At 50.6% G+C, this 17,018-nt stretch carries 17 protein-coding genes and 1 riboswitch; of the genes, 7 read left to right on the forward strand and 10 right to left on the reverse strand.

Annotation, left to right across the window (positions count from 1 at the left end; genetic code table 11):
• Positions 1–54 precede the first annotated feature (54 nt).
• The gene (locus EV294_RS14300) at positions 55–864 is read left to right on the forward strand and encodes a histidinol-phosphatase (RefSeq protein ID WP_132307822.1); all 810 of its coding nucleotides are present in this window, start codon (positions 55–57) and stop codon (positions 862–864) included.
• Positions 865–1,359: 495 nt separating this feature from the next.
• Here EV294_RS14300 and EV294_RS14310 read toward each other — a convergent pair whose 3' ends face one another.
• Entirely contained in the window at positions 1,360–1,758 is a 399-nt protein-coding gene (locus EV294_RS14310; protein WP_132307824.1) for a DoxX family protein, read from the reverse strand.
• A 196-nt stretch (positions 1,759–1,954) separates the two neighbouring features.
• On the opposite strand from EV294_RS14310, the gene EV294_RS14315 reads away from it, so the two are divergent.
• Positions 1,955–2,263: a winged helix-turn-helix transcriptional regulator gene (locus EV294_RS14315; RefSeq protein WP_279513580.1), complete on the forward strand. Its 309-nt coding sequence runs from the start codon at positions 1,955–1,957 to the stop codon at positions 2,261–2,263.
• 168 nt (positions 2,264–2,431) lie between these two features.
• Here EV294_RS14315 and sdhB read toward each other — a convergent pair whose 3' ends face one another.
• Genes sdhB through EV294_RS14330 form a run of 3 tightly spaced genes read right to left on the reverse strand, consistent with a single transcriptional unit; the run spans position 2,432 to position 5,649 of the window.
• Positions 2,432–3,190, reverse strand: coding sequence for a succinate dehydrogenase iron-sulfur subunit (sdhB, locus tag EV294_RS14320; RefSeq protein ID WP_132307826.1), 759 nt, complete (start codon positions 3,188–3,190; stop codon positions 2,432–2,434).
• A 2-nt stretch (positions 3,191–3,192) separates the two neighbouring features.
• The gene (gene sdhA, locus EV294_RS14325; protein WP_132307828.1) at positions 3,193–4,950 is read right to left on the reverse strand and encodes a succinate dehydrogenase flavoprotein subunit; all 1,758 of its coding nucleotides are present in this window, start codon (positions 4,948–4,950) and stop codon (positions 3,193–3,195) included.
• A 27-nt stretch (positions 4,951–4,977) separates the two neighbouring features.
• Positions 4,978–5,649 carry a succinate dehydrogenase cytochrome b558 subunit gene (locus EV294_RS14330; protein ID WP_132307830.1) on the reverse strand — a complete coding sequence of 224 codons (672 nt, stop codon included), beginning with the start codon at positions 5,647–5,649 and terminating at the stop codon, positions 4,978–4,980.
• Between the two features lie 323 nt (positions 5,650–5,972).
• On the opposite strand from EV294_RS14330, the gene EV294_RS14335 reads away from it, so the two are divergent.
• On the forward strand, positions 5,973–6,851 hold the full coding sequence (locus tag EV294_RS14335; RefSeq protein ID WP_132307832.1) for a LysR family transcriptional regulator: 879 nt from the start codon (positions 5,973–5,975) through the stop codon (positions 6,849–6,851).
• A 371-nt stretch (positions 6,852–7,222) separates the two neighbouring features.
• On the opposite strand, the gene EV294_RS14340 is transcribed toward EV294_RS14335, so the two are convergent.
• Positions 7,223–7,885 (reverse strand): potassium channel family protein, encoded by a 663-nt coding sequence (locus EV294_RS14340; RefSeq protein ID WP_132307834.1) that lies wholly within the window; start codon positions 7,883–7,885, stop codon positions 7,223–7,225.
• A gap of 17 nt (positions 7,886–7,902) precedes the next feature.
• Positions 7,903–9,243, reverse strand: a complete 1,341-nt coding sequence (locus EV294_RS14345; protein WP_132307836.1) for a TrkH family potassium uptake protein — start codon at positions 9,241–9,243, stop codon at positions 7,903–7,905.
• A 71-nt stretch (positions 9,244–9,314) separates the two neighbouring features.
• A riboswitch (cyclic di-AMP (ydaO/yuaA leader) is annotated at positions 9,315–9,476 on the reverse strand.
• Between the two features lie 250 nt (positions 9,477–9,726).
• On the opposite strand from EV294_RS14345, the gene EV294_RS14350 reads away from it, so the two are divergent.
• The 3 genes from EV294_RS14350 to EV294_RS30530 all read left to right on the forward strand — a co-directional run bounded on the left by EV294_RS14350 (position 9,727) and on the right by EV294_RS30530 (position 12,531).
• The gene (locus tag EV294_RS14350) at positions 9,727–11,319 is read left to right on the forward strand and encodes a CPBP family intramembrane glutamic endopeptidase (RefSeq protein ID WP_165930684.1); all 1,593 of its coding nucleotides are present in this window, start codon (positions 9,727–9,729) and stop codon (positions 11,317–11,319) included.
• Between the two features lie 165 nt (positions 11,320–11,484).
• The gene (locus EV294_RS14355) at positions 11,485–11,973 is read left to right on the forward strand and encodes a hypothetical protein (RefSeq protein WP_132307840.1); all 489 of its coding nucleotides are present in this window, start codon (positions 11,485–11,487) and stop codon (positions 11,971–11,973) included.
• Positions 11,974–12,078: 105 nt separating this feature from the next.
• Positions 12,079–12,531: a hypothetical protein gene (locus EV294_RS30530; RefSeq protein WP_207918147.1), complete on the forward strand. Its 453-nt coding sequence runs from the start codon at positions 12,079–12,081 to the stop codon at positions 12,529–12,531.
• 30 nt (positions 12,532–12,561) lie between these two features.
• On the opposite strand, the gene uvrC is transcribed toward EV294_RS30530, so the two are convergent.
• On the reverse strand, positions 12,562–14,442 hold the full coding sequence (gene uvrC / locus EV294_RS14365) for an excinuclease ABC subunit UvrC (RefSeq protein WP_132307842.1): 1,881 nt from the start codon (positions 14,440–14,442) through the stop codon (positions 12,562–12,564).
• A gap of 358 nt (positions 14,443–14,800) precedes the next feature.
• Here uvrC and EV294_RS14370 point away from each other — a divergent pair, with 358 nt between their 5' ends.
• Positions 14,801–14,947, forward strand: coding sequence for a YqzM family protein (locus tag EV294_RS14370; protein ID WP_132307844.1), 147 nt, complete (start codon positions 14,801–14,803; stop codon positions 14,945–14,947).
• Positions 14,948–15,005: 58 nt separating this feature from the next.
• Here EV294_RS14370 and EV294_RS14375 read toward each other — a convergent pair whose 3' ends face one another.
• The 3 genes from EV294_RS14375 to cysT are packed head-to-tail and all read right to left on the reverse strand — an operon-like array spanning position 15,006 to position 17,015.
• The gene (locus EV294_RS14375) at positions 15,006–15,224 is read right to left on the reverse strand and encodes a YezD family protein (RefSeq protein ID WP_127493128.1); all 219 of its coding nucleotides are present in this window, start codon (positions 15,222–15,224) and stop codon (positions 15,006–15,008) included.
• A 53-nt stretch (positions 15,225–15,277) separates the two neighbouring features.
• Entirely contained in the window at positions 15,278–16,162 is an 885-nt protein-coding gene (gene cysW / locus EV294_RS14380; protein ID WP_132307846.1) for a sulfate ABC transporter permease subunit CysW, read from the reverse strand.
• Between the two features lie 13 nt (positions 16,163–16,175).
• Entirely contained in the window at positions 16,176–17,015 is an 840-nt protein-coding gene (gene cysT, locus EV294_RS14385; RefSeq protein WP_015846372.1) for a sulfate ABC transporter permease subunit CysT, read from the reverse strand.
• Positions 17,016–17,018 lie beyond the last annotated feature (3 nt).

A 17,018-nucleotide genomic window follows, 5' to 3' on the forward strand; every position in this document is an offset into this window, starting at 1 on the left:
CATGGCCAACAGCTCTGGCCATTGGGCAGCCATTCTTTTTAGGAGGAATTCATCATGAAATTCGATTTGCATACCCATCACGAACGTTGCGGCCATGCCGACGGCATGATCGAAGATTACATTATTGCCGCGCTTGACGCAGGCCTTGAAGTCATTGGCATCTCCGACCATTCGCCGTATTTCGGCAGCGAGCAGGATCAGCCTTTTCCCGGCATCGCTATGGCCCGAAGCGATTTTCAGAGCTATGTAGACGAGGTTCTCCGCCTGAAAGAGAAATATAAAGACCGCATTGAAGTGCTGCTTGGCATGGAGTCGGATTTCTTCCCCAAACACGCCGAAACCTATAGGGATGCTTATCGCAATGTCCCGTTTGACTACTTGATTGGCTCGGTCCATCAGGTCAGCGGTGTGAGCATCTTTAACCGCAACCGTTGGAAAGGCTTGTCCGAGGAGAAGAAGATCTCGGAAAAAGTCGCGTATTACGAGCTTATCCGGCAATCCGCCCGAAGCGGCATGTTCGACATACTCGGTCATATCGATGCGATGAAGGGCTATTACCCGGCCTTCTCCGATATTCCGGCCAATGACGTAGTTGATGATACGCTTCGAGTTATCGCCAAGTGCGATGTCGCCATTGAGATCAATACGTCCGGCGGCACCAAGGATGTTGGCGGCTGGTACCCTTCCGATGCGATTCTAGAGAGAGCGCTTCATTTTGGAGTAAATGTCACGTTTGGCTCCGATGCCCATAAACCAAGCCGTATAGGCGAGGATTTCGAGCGGGTACGCAAGCGCCTGAAGGAAATCGGTTTCTCGCAGTGGGTATTCTACCGCAAACGCCAGCAAATCATTGTTCCACTGTAGTAAAAGAAATCTAGGCTTTGCCTTTCAGGCAAAGCCTTTTTGCTGCGTTCTTTATCGGACAAAAAAAGTGGACCTGTGCGCTCACAGGTCCAAAATCGATATATTAAAAGGGGGTCTTGTTTATTATAATAGCCTAATAATATGTTTGTACCGTAACAGAACTATTTCAATTGTGTAACAAATTCATTCCATCATTTAAGCGATTACCGGATATGGCTGGCTGGAATCATTATCGGAGCAGGGTCTGCTCTTGGCAATGCTTTATTTATGAAGGCGCTGGACTATGGCCCCGCCGCCTTGACGTCCCGCTTACTAACATGAACCGCTCCATTCTCGTCTACAAGGAAAAGCTGAACCGTGCGCAATGGGCCGCTTTTGTATTGACGATCGCCGGGCTACTCATTATTCGGATTTGAACGTTCTGCCCTTACAATGCAAAAAGCACCCCAGAGTCTGCCGTGCAGAACCCCGAGGTGCTTTTCTTAAAAACTATTATTATTTCAGCAAAGCGTCGATCGAGAAATCGCCAGCGCCCGTGAAGGCTACGCCGAGCAGAACGGCAATCAGAACCAGGTTATATTCATAACCGTTTTGCGTAACCCAGGGACCATTGGCGCCATGAACCTTCGCAATCGCTACAATCATGGTAAGGATCAGCAATGCCGCTCCTACTTCCACCCACAGCCCCGCTCCGAACAATACGCCGCCTACAACCTCGGACAAGCCTGCGCCGGCTGCCATCCATACGCCGGGTTTCAATCCGATCGATTCCAGCCAACCGCCCGTGCCTTTCAGACCGTAACCGCCGAACCATCCGAACAGCTTCTGCGCGCCGTGTCCAATCATCAATAAACCAATAATAACCCGAATGATCAACAAGCCAGTATCCAACATTTAAAACCTCTCCCTTTATCTATTTTCTCGTTAATTGAGCGGCCGCTCTCTTTGATGCAATCATCATAATGTATGTTACTTACTTAAGTCAAGTAAATATATTAAAATTAGCAAATACCCAAATTTGGCTGCGCTAACGAACTTACTTTTCCTTAGAACATATGCTACAATATAGGTAGAAAAAGGGGTGATCGCGTTGGATTATTCAACTATGTGCCCAAAGTATGAAGCTGCGGCCGACATTCTTGGTAAGAAGTGGACAGGGCTTATCATCCGGGTTATGCTTGGCGGACCTAAACGGTTCAAGGAAATTAAAGAGCAGATCCCCGAGATGAGCGACAAAATGTTAACGGATCGGATAAAGGAACTAGAGAGTCAGAGCATTGTAAAACGAACTGTCTATCCTGAAATGCCTGTTCGAATCGAATATGAGTTAACGCCGAAGGGTCGCGAGCTCCAGCCCGTGATCGAGTCGATTCAAAGCTGGGGCGAGCAATGGATGTAACGCCGTCAAACAAAAAAGCTGTGCCGGACTAGGATATCACTATCCCGTCCCGCGCAGCTTTTTTGTTTGAGTTGACTTTCAACGCTAGCTCCATTACTATAATGATAATAGTTATCATTATCAAATAGAAAAAAAGAAATACCCCCGCCTGCGCGGAGGGCATCCTTCTTAGCCAAGCCATTTTTTGAACAATTGTTTGGTAGTATCACGGTTGATTGCAGCAATCGAAGTCGTAAGCGGAATGCCTTTCGGGCACGAACGCACGCAGTTTTGCGAGTTGCCGCAGCCTTCGATGCCGCCGTCTTCCATCAGCGTCTCCAGACGTTCAGCTTTGTTCATTTCACCTGTAGGGTGAACGTTGAAGAGGCGGACCTGGGAGATTGCTTGCGGACCGATAAAGCTGTTGCGGTCGTTAACGTTCGGGCAGGCTTCCATGCAGACGCCGCAAGTCATACACTTGGACAGCTCGTAAGCCCATTGGCGCTTCTCTTCTGCCAGACGCGGGCCTGGGCCCAGATCATACGTGCCGTCGATCGGAATCCATGCTTTAACCCGTTTCAGCGCATTGAACATGCGCTCGCGGTTAATAACAAGGTCACGCACGACAGGGAATGTGCGCATTGGCTCGAGGCGAATCGGCTGTTCCAGCTTATCGATCAGCGCGCTGCAGGCCTGACGAGGCTTGCCGTTGATGACCATCGAGCAGGCACCGCACACTTCCTCAAGGCAGTTGGATTCCCAGCATACCGGAGCCGTGTTTCCGCCATCCGCTTTTTTCGGATTACGCTGAATTTCCATTAAGCCGCTGATTACGTTCATGTTGGCGCGGTAAGGAATTTCAAACTCTTCGGTATAAGGCGCGGAGTCCGGTCCGTCTTGACGGGTAATAACGAACTTTACGGTTTTTGTTGCTGTCGTTTGAGCCATTGTTATTCTCCTTTCTTCTTGTTGGCTGTGTAGTCGCGTTTACGCGGTTTGATAAGGGAAGTATCGACATCCTCATACGAAATTTGCGGACCTTCAGGCGTCCAGGTCGCTTTCGTTGTTTTGAGGAAATCCTCGTCGTTACGGTCCGGGAAGTCCGGCTTGTAATGCGCGCCGCGGCTTTCGTTGCGGAGCAAAGCGCCAAGCGTCATCGCTTCGGAAAGCTCAAGCATGTTCCACAGCTGACGCGTGAACGCTACGCTGGAGTTGTTCCATTTGAGCGAGTCGTTGATATTGATGTTTTGGTAACGCTGCTTCAGCTCTTTGATCTTGTCAATGGTTTGCTGCAGCTTGTCGTTGAAGCGTACAACCGTCATGTTGTTTGTCATCCACTCGCCAAGCTCTTTGTGGATAACGTAAGCATTCTCGGTACCGTTCATGCCGAGGATCTTGTTGTACTTGTCTTCGTGACGTTTCTTCTCGCGGTCGAATACCGATGAGGAAATGTCTTCAGACGATTTCTTAAGGCCTTTGATGTATTCAACGGCTTTAGGACCGGCAACCATGCCGCCAAAGATAGCGGACAGGAGCGAGTTCGCGCCAAGACGGTTCGCGCCGTGGTATTGGTATTCGCATTCGCCCGCCGCGAACAGACCAGGGATGTTCGTCATTTGGTTGTAATCAACCCACATGCCGCCCATCGAGTAGTGAACCGCAGGGAAGATTTTCATCGGGATTTTGCGCGGGTCGTCGCCCATGAACTTCTCGTAAATCTCAATGATGCCGCCGAGCTTAACGTCAAGCTCCTTCGGATCTTTATGCGACAGGTCAAGGTAAACCATGTTCTCGCCGTTGATGCCAAGCTTCTCGTCAACGCAGACGCTGAAGATTTCGCGTGTTGCGATATCGCGCGGAACTAGGTTGCCGTACGCCGGATATTTCTCTTCAAGGAAGTACCAAGGCTTACCGTCTTTGTACGTCCAGATCCGGCCGCCTTCGCCGCGTGCGGATTCGGACATCAGGCGCAGCTTGTCGTCGCCAGGGATAGCCGTTGGATGGATTTGGATAAATTCGCCGTTTGCGTAATGAACGCCTTGCTGATATACAGCGGATGCAGCTGTACCCGTATTGATAACGGAGTTCGTTGTTTTACCGAAGATGATACCAGGACCGCCGGATGCGAGAATAACGGCGTCGCCGACGAAAGTATGTACTTCCATCGTGCGCAGGCTTTGCGCCGAAACACCGCGGCAGATGCCTTCGTCATCCAGTACGGCGCCAAGGAATTCCCAGTGCTCGTATTTCGTTACGAGACCGGCTGCTTCCCAGCGGCGAACTTGCTCGTCCAGGGCGTACAGCAGCTGCTGGCCGGTTGTTGCGCCCGCGAACGCCGTACGGTGATATTGCGTGCCGCCGAAACGACGGAAGTCAAGCAGACCCTCCGGCGTACGGCTGAACATTACGCCCATTCGGTCCATCAAGTGGATAATGCCAGGCGCGGCTTCGCACATTGCTTTTACCGGAGGCTGATTCGCGAGGAAGTCGCCGCCGTAAACGGTATCGTCAAAATGCTCCCAAGGGGAGTCGCCTTCACCTTTTGTATTTACAGCGCCGTTAATGCCGCCTTGCGCGCAAACGGAATGGGAACGTTTCACCGGCACGAGGGAGAACAGTTCCACATGCACGCCCGCTTCCGCCGCTTTAACGGCTGCCATAAGGCCCGCAAGACCGCCGCCAACGACGATAATTTTATTTTTAGCCATAACGTTTCGCTCCTTGTCTAAATACTACTAACCGATATTGGTCAATGCCAATGCGGCACTTGCCGTTTCCTTGAATTCGTCACCCATAAATGCTACGAGGGACAGGATGAACAGCGCAGCTACAAGCACAAAGATTACCATGCAGATATTCGCCGAAACCCGTTGAGCTTTCGGGGAGACCGTAATACCCCAGCTGATCAGGAACGCCCAGAGGCCGTTGCTGAAGTGGAATACCGCAGCCAGAATACCGATGAGGTACAGAATGAACAAAGCAGGGCTAGTTGCAATATTATGCATGGTCGAGCCAAGCTCTTCATGCGTTACATTGCCAAGCGCTACCTGCACGCGAGTCTCGAACACGTGCCAGATAACAAAGATAAACGTGATTACCCCCGTTATACGCTGCAACGTAAACGCCCAGTTACGCTCATATTTGAAACGTCCCGAGTTGAGGTTCGACTGATAAGCCATATACAAACCGTAAACACCGTGGAACAAAATCGGCAGATAGATGCCGAAGATCTCGAGCAGCGTTACGACAGGCAGGCCGTTAATAAAATGAACCGCTCTGGTAAAGCCTTCCGGCCCGCGCTCATACGCCTGAAAATTGGCCAGGGCATGCACGATGATAAATCCACCCAGCGGAATCACCCCAAGCAGAGAGTGAAGCTTGCGCCAGTAGTACGAATTTCCTTTCATTAATACTTCTCCTTTCCAGACTGTGGTCGCTCCATGACATTTTTACTGTTGACAAACCATTCTACATTGTACCCCCGGCTATTAAGTCCGTCAACAAAAGTCGACACCATTTGCGAAAGTTTCATTTCTCGACTTTTATTGAACCCCGCAAAATATTAGGACTTCGGAGCTTAGGCTTCACATTGCATTGCGAGGGCTATGAAAATTGTGAACGTTCCGTGTATGCCACCCTTTTAATCCTACTCCTTTTGAGCTTATAATGGAATTGCATATTTATTATAATTTATTATAACCAATTCGCATAAGCGATCGGGGAGACCAAAATGATCGAAGAATTTCATATGTTTGCATCTATTGTTGAGCATTCCAGCATGAACAAGGCAGCTGCGCTGCTTAATTTGTCCCAGCCGGCTTTATCCCGCAAACTGGCCAAGCTTGAAGAAGAGATTGGCGCCAAGCTGTTCGAGCGCGTAGGCAAAAGGCTTGAACTGACTCGCGTCGGCCAATTGACTTACGAATATGCCGTAAACCTCCGCAAGCTGCACCGCCGTTATATGGATTCCGTCGCCGAATACACCGCGGCGGGACGTACCTCCATTACGATTGGGGCCAGCTTAACGACGCTGCAAACAACCTTACCCGATTTCATCAAGACGCTAAACGCCAGTCATCCGGAATTCGACATCAAGGCCGTAACCGGGAAAACCCACGAGATTGTCACTCTTGTCCGGGACAACAAAGCGGATATCGCCATCGTCGCCTCCATGATCGAGGACTCCCAGCTTCATTGCGTGCCGCTGTTCGACGATCATCTGCTGCTCGTCATCCCGACCAGCGTTGCCGTTACGCATGAAGAGCCTCTTTCAATAGAAGATTTAAACGGGCTGCCGATGATCTTGTTCTCCAAAGGAACCTGGTATCGCAAGCTGACCGACGAGGTTTTCGCCAAATACCATCTTCAGCCGGATGTCAGGATGGAAATCGATTCCTTCGAGGCTATCGTCCGTCTGCTTCATACGTGCCGCGCGGCAACCTTGCTCCCGCATTCCTATATGCGCAAGCAGTTATTAGCCGACAACGAACTTGTCGTTGTCCCCATCCGCGAGCTTGAAGAAACCAAGAGAACGACTTGTCTCATCCACAACGACCCTTCCGATCTTCATCCGGCGGTCCGCAGATGGATCTCGGAGCTCAGCCAGTAAAGAGGGGCGCTTTTAATCTTTTCGCACTTGTCTTTCTCTTTTGTCTTTTCTCTCTTCTCGCTCCCGCAAGGGAGGACAGTGGCTTGCGCTTTTTAGCGCTTCACTTTCCTCTTTCATTCCCTCGCGAGGGGGAATGGATGGGTGCGGCGCGAGGCGGGAAAGGGGTATCTCTGGAGGAGCGAAGCGTTCGCCTTTGTCACTTCCTTTGCTGCATCTATGTAAACCTGTTCAGAGCAAAGGAATGACAACAGCGGCCGGAAGAGATACCCCGTCCCGCGGAGCCATCCCGCCCCATCCATTCCCCACCACCTCTGCCAGCCAGCGAGCAAAAAAAGGACAGAGAACGCTAACCGCGCCCACTGTCCTTATCATCACCTGATTATGGTTTCTTCAAACTGTTCAATCTGGTCGTTTGTTCCGATCACGACCATAACGTCCTTTTCCGTCACAACATCCATAGCCGTAGGAGCAATAATAATACCGGAAGGCTTGTTAATGGCTACGATGCTGCATCCGAACCGGGCACGCAGGTTCATATCTTGAAGCGACTTGCCGTTCAGGCATTTCGGCACCGAAAGCTCCGCAATGGTATACTCCTTCGACAGCTCGATATAATCAAGCAGATTCGGGGAGACAAGCTGATGGGCAACCCGGATGCCCATATCGCGTTCCGGATAAATAACCCGGTCGACGCCGATTTTCTCCAGCACCCGTCCATGCAGCTCGCTCATGGCTTTGGCCACAACCCGCTTCACGCCCAGGTCCTTCAATAATATAGTCGTCAGTATGCTGGCCTGGATGTCATCGCCAATCGCCACCACTCCGCAGTCAAAATTACGAACGCCTAGCGATCGCAGCGTCTCTTCGTCCGTGCAATCGGCCGATACCGTATAGGTCAGCACATTGCTCATCTCCTGAACGGCTTCCTCGTCCCGGTCGATTCCAAGCACCTCGTAGCCCAGCTTAATGAGCTCTCTTCCGAGACTCGAGCCAAACCGTCCCAAGCCTACGATCACAAATTGATTGTTCTTCATTCCTGCTCCCTATTCCCCTATCCAATCGTAATTTTGCCTTCCGGATACCGGTACAGCTCTTTCTCTGTTTTTGGTCCAAGAGCGTAAGCAAGCGTCAGTGGACCAAGCCGGCCGGCGAACATCGTTAATGCAATGACAATCTTGCCGAAAAACGTCAGCTCGGGCGTAATGCCCGTCGTGAGGCCAACGGTACCGAACGCCGACGTTGTTTCGAACAAAATTTTCAGAAACTGCTGGTCTTCCGTTGTGGACAGCAGCATCGTGACCAATATGACCAGCGTCAGCGACAGCATCGTAATCGTAAGCGCCTTAAAGATCCGGTCTTTCCCAAGCCTGTAATGGAAGAGAACGATATCCTCCCGCCCGCGGATCATTGCGATAACCGCCCCAACCATAGTCGTAAAGGTCGTCGTTTTGATTCCCCCGCCCGTGGAGCCCGGAGATGCGCCGATAAACATCAGAATAACGGTGAAAAATACGGTAGCCTGCCGGAGCTGGGTATAATCCAGCGTATTGGCCCCTGCCGTCCTTGGCGTAACGGACTGGAAAAAGGAAGCCAGTATTTTATCGCCCCAATTGAGGGATCCCAGCGTCTTGCTGTTCGAAAACTCGAAAACAAAGATAACAAGGGCACCGACGGCAATCAGAATGCCGGTTGCCGATAGAACAACCTTGCTATGCAGCGAAAGCCGTTTGTTTTTCCGAAACTCCAGCAAATCCGCCATGACCACAAAGCCTAATCCGCCAAAAATAATAAGCAGCATCGACACGATATTAACGAGCGGATCGCCCACATACATCGTTAAGCTGCGGAAAAGGCCGAAGATATCGAAGCCCGCATTGTTAAAGAAGGAGATCGAATGAAAAACCCCGTACCAAACCGCTCGGCCGAGCGGCATATCAAATGCAAACCGGACGGCGAACAGCACCGCGCCAACCAGCTCAATCGTCAAGGAGTAAAAGATAACCCTGCGGATTAAACGAACGATGCCCTCCATGCTCGTCTGGTTCATCGCTTCCTGCAGAATGAGCCGTTCCTTAAGCGAAATTCGCTTGCGCAGCACCAGCGCAATCAGCGTGGCCATGGTCATAAAGCCTAACCCGCCGATTTGAATCAGCGAAAGGATGACGATCTTGCCGGCGGTAGAGAAGTATGTACCCGTATCGACAACAACAAGGCCGGTGACGCAGGTCGCCGAGGTCGCTGTAAACAGCGCATCGATAAAGGGCAGGCGCGATCCGTCATTGGAGGCAAAGGGCATCGACAACAGTATCGCTCCAATGATAATGATCATCGCAAACCCAAAGACAAGAATCCTTGGCGGAGACCACTTCAAGATATTGAGGTATTTGGTCATTGTTTTCTCCTTTTAATGGACCTTTCAACATTTGGGCATAAAAAAAAGCACGGGAACTCCCATGCCGGATGAGTCCTGTTCCACACAGCCTGCGAGGTTAGCTGACGGATTCGGGCCTGGAAAGGCAGCCCTATTCAAGCGGAATGCTCGAAATTCACCCCATGCTGGCGGATGGCTCCGGACAGCGGTTTGGTTCCCCCGTTTTCAATAACGAAATTCGGCTGATACGATTCGATTTATATGACGTTAACGATTATACGCCTTAAGGACGGAAACGATCAAAATGAGCCTAAGCGATAATTAGGCGGAATTCGTTCAAATATAGGCAATGCTATAAAGCAAATGGTCACTTGCTGGCTGCAAGTCCTTATTTCACCGCTTTCCGTTTGCATCCTCCGCTTTTGCCCGCATTGGATAAATCAGGTTAATAATGGTATGGTAACTGTAGCGAAGCATCGTCTGAATTCGAAATGGAGGTTTTGTATGATCCCTTCCATCGCTCCTCATGATTGGAAAAGGTTCTTGTGGGCTGCTGTTGCAGGCGCAATTATTTTTATCTTTACCCAATTCGGCCCTGCAGCCGGGGACCAGCTGTTCTCAAGCTCTACACCTAAGGTTATCGCAAAAAGCGAAGCCGAGTCCACCGCGAAAACGTTCGTCCAGGAACAGTTCGGCAAAACGGCCGTAGCCGCCCATGCGATTTATCAGACCGACAGTCTGGCAAACGGGTATTTCTCCAAGGAAGATCTGCTTGGCAAGTTCGAGGATCAATACGATGCCAAGTTCCCGACCGATACGTTCCAGGTCAATCTGGAGCTGGAGGACGACACCAAGGCTTACGTCTACGTCCATATGACAAACGGCGGCATCACGGGCTGGCATTGGCTTGGCGGTCAATCTGCCGGGAATGCCCAGTTGGTTCAAACGTCAGCGAAGGCTTTTGCCGAAACAAAAGGATTCCGGCCTGAAGAATTGGACAGCTTGTATAGAAATGACCAAGGTGACGCGGTTCTTCACCCAACCGGTTATACGCTTGGAGACGCTTCTCTCGAACTGATTATCGGCGTTGGTCTTATCGACGATAAACCTGTGATCACCAGGTACAAGCCCGCATTCCAGGCTCCGGCTGATTACGTCGCTTATGTGGAAGGCCAGAAAAAGACGGGCAGCGCGCTGTCTGTGGTCAGCCTGGCGTACATGTGCTTTATCTCCCTTGTCTTGTCGCTTATATACGCGATTCTGTACAGAAGACACACGACTTTTAAACGCGGGGTATTTATCAGCCTTGTGTTTATCTTCTTCTACATTTATAACAATCTGAATGTACTCGACGGCATTTTGGCAACCTTGGGCGAGCAGAGCCGGTCGGATGCCGAGATGAAGGCTACCGTCATGATTACCGTCGTGCTGCTGATTCCGGTTGGCCTCGCCGTTTACTTCGCCCTTGTCGCCGGCGACGGGATGTGGCGCTCGCAGAAACGGCCGTTATGGCCGGGATTCCGCGAACGCGGCTATGGCGAGCATGTATGGCGCAGCGTTGGCCTCTCCTATCTCTTTGCGGCTATTATTCTCGGCGCGCAAGCGATTATTATGGTCGCCATGAAGTTTCTTGCCGGTTCTTGGGCAACCAGCGATGCTACGCAATCCGCATACAATACGGATATGCTGTGGCTGATGCCAATGATGGCCTGGTGCGCGGCCATCTCCGAAGAAGCGATATTCCGGTTGTTCGGCATTGCTCTATTCAAGAAATGGTTTAAAAATACGTTTATCGCCACTCTTATTCCCACGGTCATGTGGGCGCTGGGGCATGTCGGTTATCCGATCTTCCCGTTCTATACGCGTATCGTAGAGCTGGTTATTCTGGGAACGGTATTTTGTCTTATCTTCCTCCGCTACGGCTTTATAACCGCCGTGTTCACCCACGCCATACTGGACAGCCTTATCATGGGCTTCGAGCTGGTCGGCGTTGGAGGAGGCGTCAATATTACCGCTGCCCTTATCTACGCTGTTCTCCCTGTTATCGTCGCGTGGGTTATCAAGTACTGGCATGGCCGGCGTTTTATACGGGTCTGAACGATTTCTCTTTATAAAAGGGATGTATCTGTTAAAGATACATTCCTTTTTTGCGTTTTACCGGTACCGCAAAGAGCCCATTTAATAGAAACGGTCATTTTGTCCAAGAGGAATCCTGTCCACCTTAATATAATCTATTATACCAATATATGGAGTGTGATAGGATTGATTGCAAGAATCAGCGGTTATGACCGCAAACAGAGCTCAGGCAGTAAATGCTGTGAGAAACAGTCGTCGGGCAAAAAGTCAAGCGGCCGTCACAAATCGTCCGGGAAAAAGAACACATCGGGCGGCAAGAAAAACGATTGCCATGAACACAAGTCTTCAAGCAAAAAATCGTACGGCTATTCACACAAATCAAATGGCTGCAAATGCGAGCACAAATCTTCGGGCTGCAGCGACAATTCAGTAATTCCGTATAAAAAGGAAGAAAAATCAAACGGAAAAAGTTATGCTGAATATGCTTATGGCATCCTTAGCAAGCTGTCGCTCGGACAAGTTATTCACCGCGTTACGTTGGATAACGGAAAGGATCTGGATAAAGCGAAATGGGCTGGCTTTAAGAACGGGCATGCTACATTCTCTGCCTTCAACTACAAAACCACTTACCTCGTTTATGTCCCGCTGAACAAAATTACGAGCATCGCTCTTTAAAAGCACCGGACAAGGAACCATTTCGCATTTATATCCACTTTCGTACAGACGCAAATCTATCATCCTTCATATAATCTAGTACTACGTTTAAGAGGAGTGATAGATTTGCCAAACAAAAACAAAAACAATAATAACGAGAAGCATCAAAAACAAAACCCCGATGCAGCTAACAAGAGCCTTGGCAACCGCACTGGCGGCAATCAAAGCCCTGGCGGCGGCAACCGCACCGGCGGCAATCAAAGCCCTGGCGGCAGCAATCGTACCGGCGGTAACCAAAGCCAAGGCGGCGGCAACCGCACTGGCGGCAATCAAAGCCCTGGCGGCGGCAACCGCACTGGCGGCAATCAAAGCCCTGGCGGCGGCAACCGCACCGGCGGCAATCAAAGCCCTGGCGGCGGCAACCGCACCGGCGGCAACCAAAGCCCTGGCGGCGGCAACCGCACCGGCGGCAACCAAAGTCCTGGCGGCGGACGCAGCGCAGGCGCGGCAACCGAAGCCGGAGCGGAGAACAAATCGGGCAAAAAAGGCAAGGGCAAAGATAAAAGCAAAGGCAATTAATGAATAAAAAAAAGAAACGGGATGAAAAATTCATTCCGTTTCTTTTTCTTTTACCTCTTCGTTTAAAGCAACTAAAATTTGCGAAGCCAGCTTCTCGCCAATCGAAAGAGGCTTAAATTCTTCGATGGAAGCTTCCTTAATCTTCTTGATCGAGCCAAAATGCTTGAGCAGCAGCTTGCGGCGCTTCTCCCCGATCCCCGGAATCGCATCCAGCTGGGAAGCGATCATTGACTTGCCGCGCTGTTCGCGGTGGAAGGAGATCGCAAACCGGTGGACTTCATCCTGAATCCGCTGCAGCAAATAAAATTCCTGGCTGTCGCGCGGCAACGGCACCACTTCCGGCGGGTCGCCGGTCATCAATTGGGCCGTCTTATGCTTCGCATCCTTTACGAGTCCGCAAACCGGAATATACAATCCGAGCTCGTTTTGGAGAATATCAAGTGCTGCGGAAATTTGCCCCTTGCCCCCGTCGACTACGATGAGATCCGGAGGGGTCTGCTGCTCCTTCAGCATTCTTTCATAACGGCGCCGCACAACCTCGCGCATGGTCTCGTAATCATCGGCGCCAACAACGGTCTTGACCTTGTACTTGCGGTATTCCTTCCTGTCGGGCTTGCCATCCGTAAAGACAACCATTGCCGAGACCGGATTGGTACCTTGAATATTCGAGTTATCAAAAGCCTCGATACGCCGGACCTCCGGGAGTCCCAGCCATTCGGCTAATCCTTCCGAAGCGCGGATGCTTCTCTCTTCATCCCGCTCGATCAGGCGGAATTTATCGGCAAGCGCAATCTTGGCGTTATCGATCGCCATGGATACGGCTTCGCTTTTCCGTCCGCGCTGCGGCATCAGCACCTTCACCTTCAGCCAGTTATGCAGCATAGCAGCAAACTCATCCGCGGCCGTGGACGATTCCGCCGCCCCTTCTTCCTCTTCTGCCGGGAGCGGAAGCAAGATCTGCTTCGGCAATGCCGGATTATCGCTGTAATATTGGGTCACGAACGTCATAAAATCATCGTACTCATCCCCATAATAAGGAAACGTTGTGCCGCGCCGTTCAATCATTTTCCCTTGGCGCATGTACAGAATCTGTACGCACATCCAGCCCTTCTCTACCGCGTAACCAAAGATATCGCGATCGAGGGCATCGTTCATCGTAATCTTCTGCTTCTCGATAACAGCGTCAATGCTGATGATCTGATCGCGATATTCCTTGGCACGTTCGAAATTTAGCTCTTCGGCCGCCGCCTCCATCTTACGCTGAATTTCCGTTTTTACCGCATCATGGCCGCCGTTAAGAAATTTGGTGATCTCCTGGATCATTGCGTCGTACTGGCCCTGCTCCACCTCGTATTCGCAAGGAGCAATACATTGGCCGATATGATAATACAAGCAGACTTTATCGGGCAGCGTCCCGCATTTGCGCAGCGGATAAAGCCGGTCCAGCAGCTTCTTGGTCTGCTGGGCCGCGTAGGCATTCGGATAAGGCCCGAAATATTTGCCTTTGTCCTTGACGACGCGCCGCGTAACCTCTAGACGCGGATGTTTTTCATTCGTGATTTTAATATATGGAAAAGTTTTGTCGTCCTTCAGAAGGACGTTATACCTTGGATGATATTGCTTGATCAGATTGCATTCGAGAATGAGTGCTTCCATATTGCTCGAGGTAATAATATAGTCAAAGTCCCGGATTTCCGATACGAGCCGCTGCGTCTTCCCGTTGTGGCTGCCGTTAAAGTAGGAACGGACGCGGTTTTTCAGCACTTTCGCTTTGCCTACATATATAATCGTGCCTTCCCCGTTCTTCATTAAATAACAGCCGGGCTGGTCTGGAAGCAGCGCTAATTTGTTGCGGATGAGCTCTTCGGCTTCTGCCCTGCTGACAGCTGTATTCTGTTGTTGCTGATCCATATTGTCCCTCCTGAAAAGAATTACCATACAAATGGCCGGACCTTGGCAATTGGGGTAATTCTTACTTCGTAAGCATAAGCTCAGAATTACCATACAAATGGCCGAACCTTGGCAATTGGGGTGATTCTTGCTTCGTAAGCATAAGCTCAGAATCACCACACAAATGGCCCAACCTTGGCCATTGAGGTGATTCTTACTTCCAAAACACCGGCTTAGCGCTGTTTATCTATTCCTTTATTTTAGCATATCGAACGCATGTTTCGCTTAATAATTGTCAATGAATTGCTTTACAATTATTCGTAAAGTTGGGTATACTATTAGAAGCTTGAATGGTCTTCAAGGGAGGCGTAATCCACTAATGGAAAATGTACGTGATCCGCGCGAACATGTGAACGAAGAACCGCGCCACGACTTGATGGACGTTATGAACGGCTTTGGCGGAATGCTCGGCTTTATGACCGTCTTTTTCGCTGCAGCCGTCATCATTAAATTCATCATCTCGTAACCACAAACAAGAAAAGCTCCGTACCGGATATCCGGTACGGAGCTTTTTCGCTTTATTCTTATTGAGCGACGGCACGAAGATTATCGCCGTTAGCAGCCTTTTGCTCGGGCTGCGCCTGCTTGTGGGAAGGCTGATCGTAACGTGTGCGTTCAGTACGGTCGATTTGAACAATACGTCCATCATGTACGGTAATATTGACAGAACCATACTGCAGCCCATTAACTTGCTCAAGGATACGGTCCAACCACAACTGATCTACTTCCAACGGTTTTGCCATTATTAACCCCTCCATAATCAACCGATTTACTCGGCATTAGTTTCAAAAAAAATTTACTCGGCTTGTTCGCGCGATGCGTTTTGATTCGTTTTCCATTCGAACAAAGCCTTCACCAGCAGAGTCAGGACGGCCAGCATCACAAGCAGGGATGCTACGGCAAAGGAAGCAGAGAACTGATATTCGTTATACAAAATTTCGATATGCAGCGGAAGCGTATTTGTCTCCCCACGAATATGGCCGGATACGACGGATACGGCGCCAAACTCCCCCATCGCTCGGGCGTTGGATAGAATCACGCCATACAGCAGGCCCCATTTGATATTCGGAAGCGTGATGCGCCAGAAAATCTGCCAGCCTTTTGCCCCAAGACTAGCTGCGGCTTCCTCTTCCTGCACGCCTTGCGCCTGCATGAGCGGAATTAACTCGCGGGCTACAAACGGAACGGTAACGAAGATGGTGGCCAATACGATACCCGGAAGCGCAAAAACGATCTTAATATCATGCTCGTCAAGCCAAGGGCCAAAAAAGCCCTGCGCGCCAAACATTAAAATATAGATAAGTCCGGAAATAACCGGCGAGACGGCAAACGGCAAATCGATTAAAGTGATAAGAAAATTTTTCCCCCGGAAGCGGAACTTGCTGATTGCCCATGCCGCCGCTATACCGAACACCGCGTTTAGCGGTACGGCAATTAGCGCTACTAGCAAGGTTAATCGCAAAGCGGATAAGGCATCCGGATCGGTGATTGCCGCTTTGTATACATCAAAGCCCTTCTTGAAGGCTTCGATAAATACCGAGACAAGAGGCATCGCAACGGCCAGCCCCAGAAATAACACGGCGATGCTGATTAAAGTCCATTTTACGCCAGCCGACTCGGTAATATGCCTCGGTCTCTTCGACGCTTCCTGCGACAAGTGCGCGGTAACTGCTCCAGCCATGATAATCCCTCCCCTAATCCGCTATCGTGCGGCGATTAATCCGCCATTGCATGAAGTTGATAAGCAGCAGAAGCAGGAACGAGACAATAAGCATAACCAGCGCAATCGCCGTTGCCCCTTTATAATCGAATTGTTCCAGCTTCGTCATAATGAGGAGAGGAGCGATTTCCGTTCTCATCGGCATGTTGCCCGAGATGAACACGACAGAGCCATATTCCCCGATCCCCCGTGCGAATGCAAGCGCGAACCCGGTTAAGAGCGCCGGCATCAGCTCCGGCAAAATAACCTTCCAGAATGTCCGCAGCCGATAGGCGCCAAGCATAACCGCCGCTTCCTCGGTTTCTTTCTCAAAGTCCTGCAGGACAGGCTGTACCGTCCGGACAACAAAAGGAATTCCGATAAAAATGAGTGCAATCGTAATGCCAAGCTGCGTATAAGCAACCTTCAGCCCCAGCGGCGCGAGAATCGAGCCTACCCAGCCATTTGGTGCGTAGATTGCGGTCAGCGCAATACCGGCAACCGCCGTCGGTAGAGCGAACGGCAAATCGACGAGGCTGTCGATAATTTTTTTGCCCGGGAAGCGGTACCGGACAAGCACCCAGGCGACCAGCAGCCCGAATACGAGATTCGTTAGCGCGGCGAAAAAAGATGTGGTAAAGCTGATCCGGTAGGAAGCGATTACCCTTGGATTCGTAATAATCGCCCAGAATTCGTTCCAGCTCAGGCCGGTTGTTTTCACAAACACACCGGCGAGAGGGATAAGAACGATCAAGCTGAGGTAAGCGATTGTGAAGCCCATCGACAAGCCAAAGCCCGGCAATACGTTTTTGGACTTCCTTTTGGAACCTTTCATGTG

Origin of the sequence: Paenibacillus sp. BK033, assembly GCF_004345425.1 — a bacterium.
In the GTDB taxonomy this organism is placed as follows: Bacteria; Bacillota; Bacilli; order Paenibacillales; family Paenibacillaceae; genus Pristimantibacillus.

What these genes read in the sequence shown, in the direction of transcription:
- EV294_RS14300 (WP_132307822.1), top strand. Translation starts at nt 55, where the DNA reads ATGAAATTCGATTTGCATACCCATCACGAACGTTGCGGCCATGCCGAC.
- EV294_RS14310 (WP_132307824.1), bottom strand. Translation starts at nt 1,758, where the DNA reads ATGTTGGATACTGGCTTGTTGATCATTCGGGTTATTATTGGTTTATTG.
- sdhB (WP_132307826.1), bottom strand. Translation starts at nt 3,190, where the DNA reads ATGGCTCAAACGACAGCAACAAAAACCGTAAAGTTCGTTATTACCCGT.
- sdhA (WP_132307828.1), bottom strand. Translation starts at nt 4,950, where the DNA reads ATGGCTAAAAATAAAATTATCGTCGTTGGCGGCGGTCTTGCGGGCCTT.
- EV294_RS14330 (WP_132307830.1), bottom strand. Translation starts at nt 5,649, where the DNA reads ATGAAAGGAAATTCGTACTACTGGCGCAAGCTTCACTCTCTGCTTGGG.
- EV294_RS14335 (WP_132307832.1), top strand. Translation starts at nt 5,973, where the DNA reads ATGATCGAAGAATTTCATATGTTTGCATCTATTGTTGAGCATTCCAGC.
- EV294_RS14340 (WP_132307834.1), bottom strand. Translation starts at nt 7,885, where the DNA reads ATGAAGAACAATCAATTTGTGATCGTAGGCTTGGGACGGTTTGGCTCG.
- EV294_RS14345 (WP_132307836.1), bottom strand. Translation starts at nt 9,243, where the DNA reads ATGACCAAATACCTCAATATCTTGAAGTGGTCTCCGCCAAGGATTCTT.
- EV294_RS14350 (WP_165930684.1), top strand. Translation starts at nt 9,727, where the DNA reads ATGATCCCTTCCATCGCTCCTCATGATTGGAAAAGGTTCTTGTGGGCT.
- uvrC (WP_132307842.1), bottom strand. Translation starts at nt 14,442, where the DNA reads ATGGATCAGCAACAACAGAATACAGCTGTCAGCAGGGCAGAAGCCGAA.
- EV294_RS14370 (WP_132307844.1), top strand. Translation starts at nt 14,801, where the DNA reads ATGGAAAATGTACGTGATCCGCGCGAACATGTGAACGAAGAACCGCGC.
- EV294_RS14375 (WP_127493128.1), bottom strand. Translation starts at nt 15,224, where the DNA reads ATGGCAAAACCGTTGGAAGTAGATCAGTTGTGGTTGGACCGTATCCTT.
- cysW (WP_132307846.1), bottom strand. Translation starts at nt 16,162, where the DNA reads ATGGCTGGAGCAGTTACCGCGCACTTGTCGCAGGAAGCGTCGAAGAGA.
- cysT (WP_015846372.1), bottom strand. Translation starts at nt 17,015, where the DNA reads ATGAAAGGTTCCAAAAGGAAGTCCAAAAACGTATTGCCGGGCTTTGGC.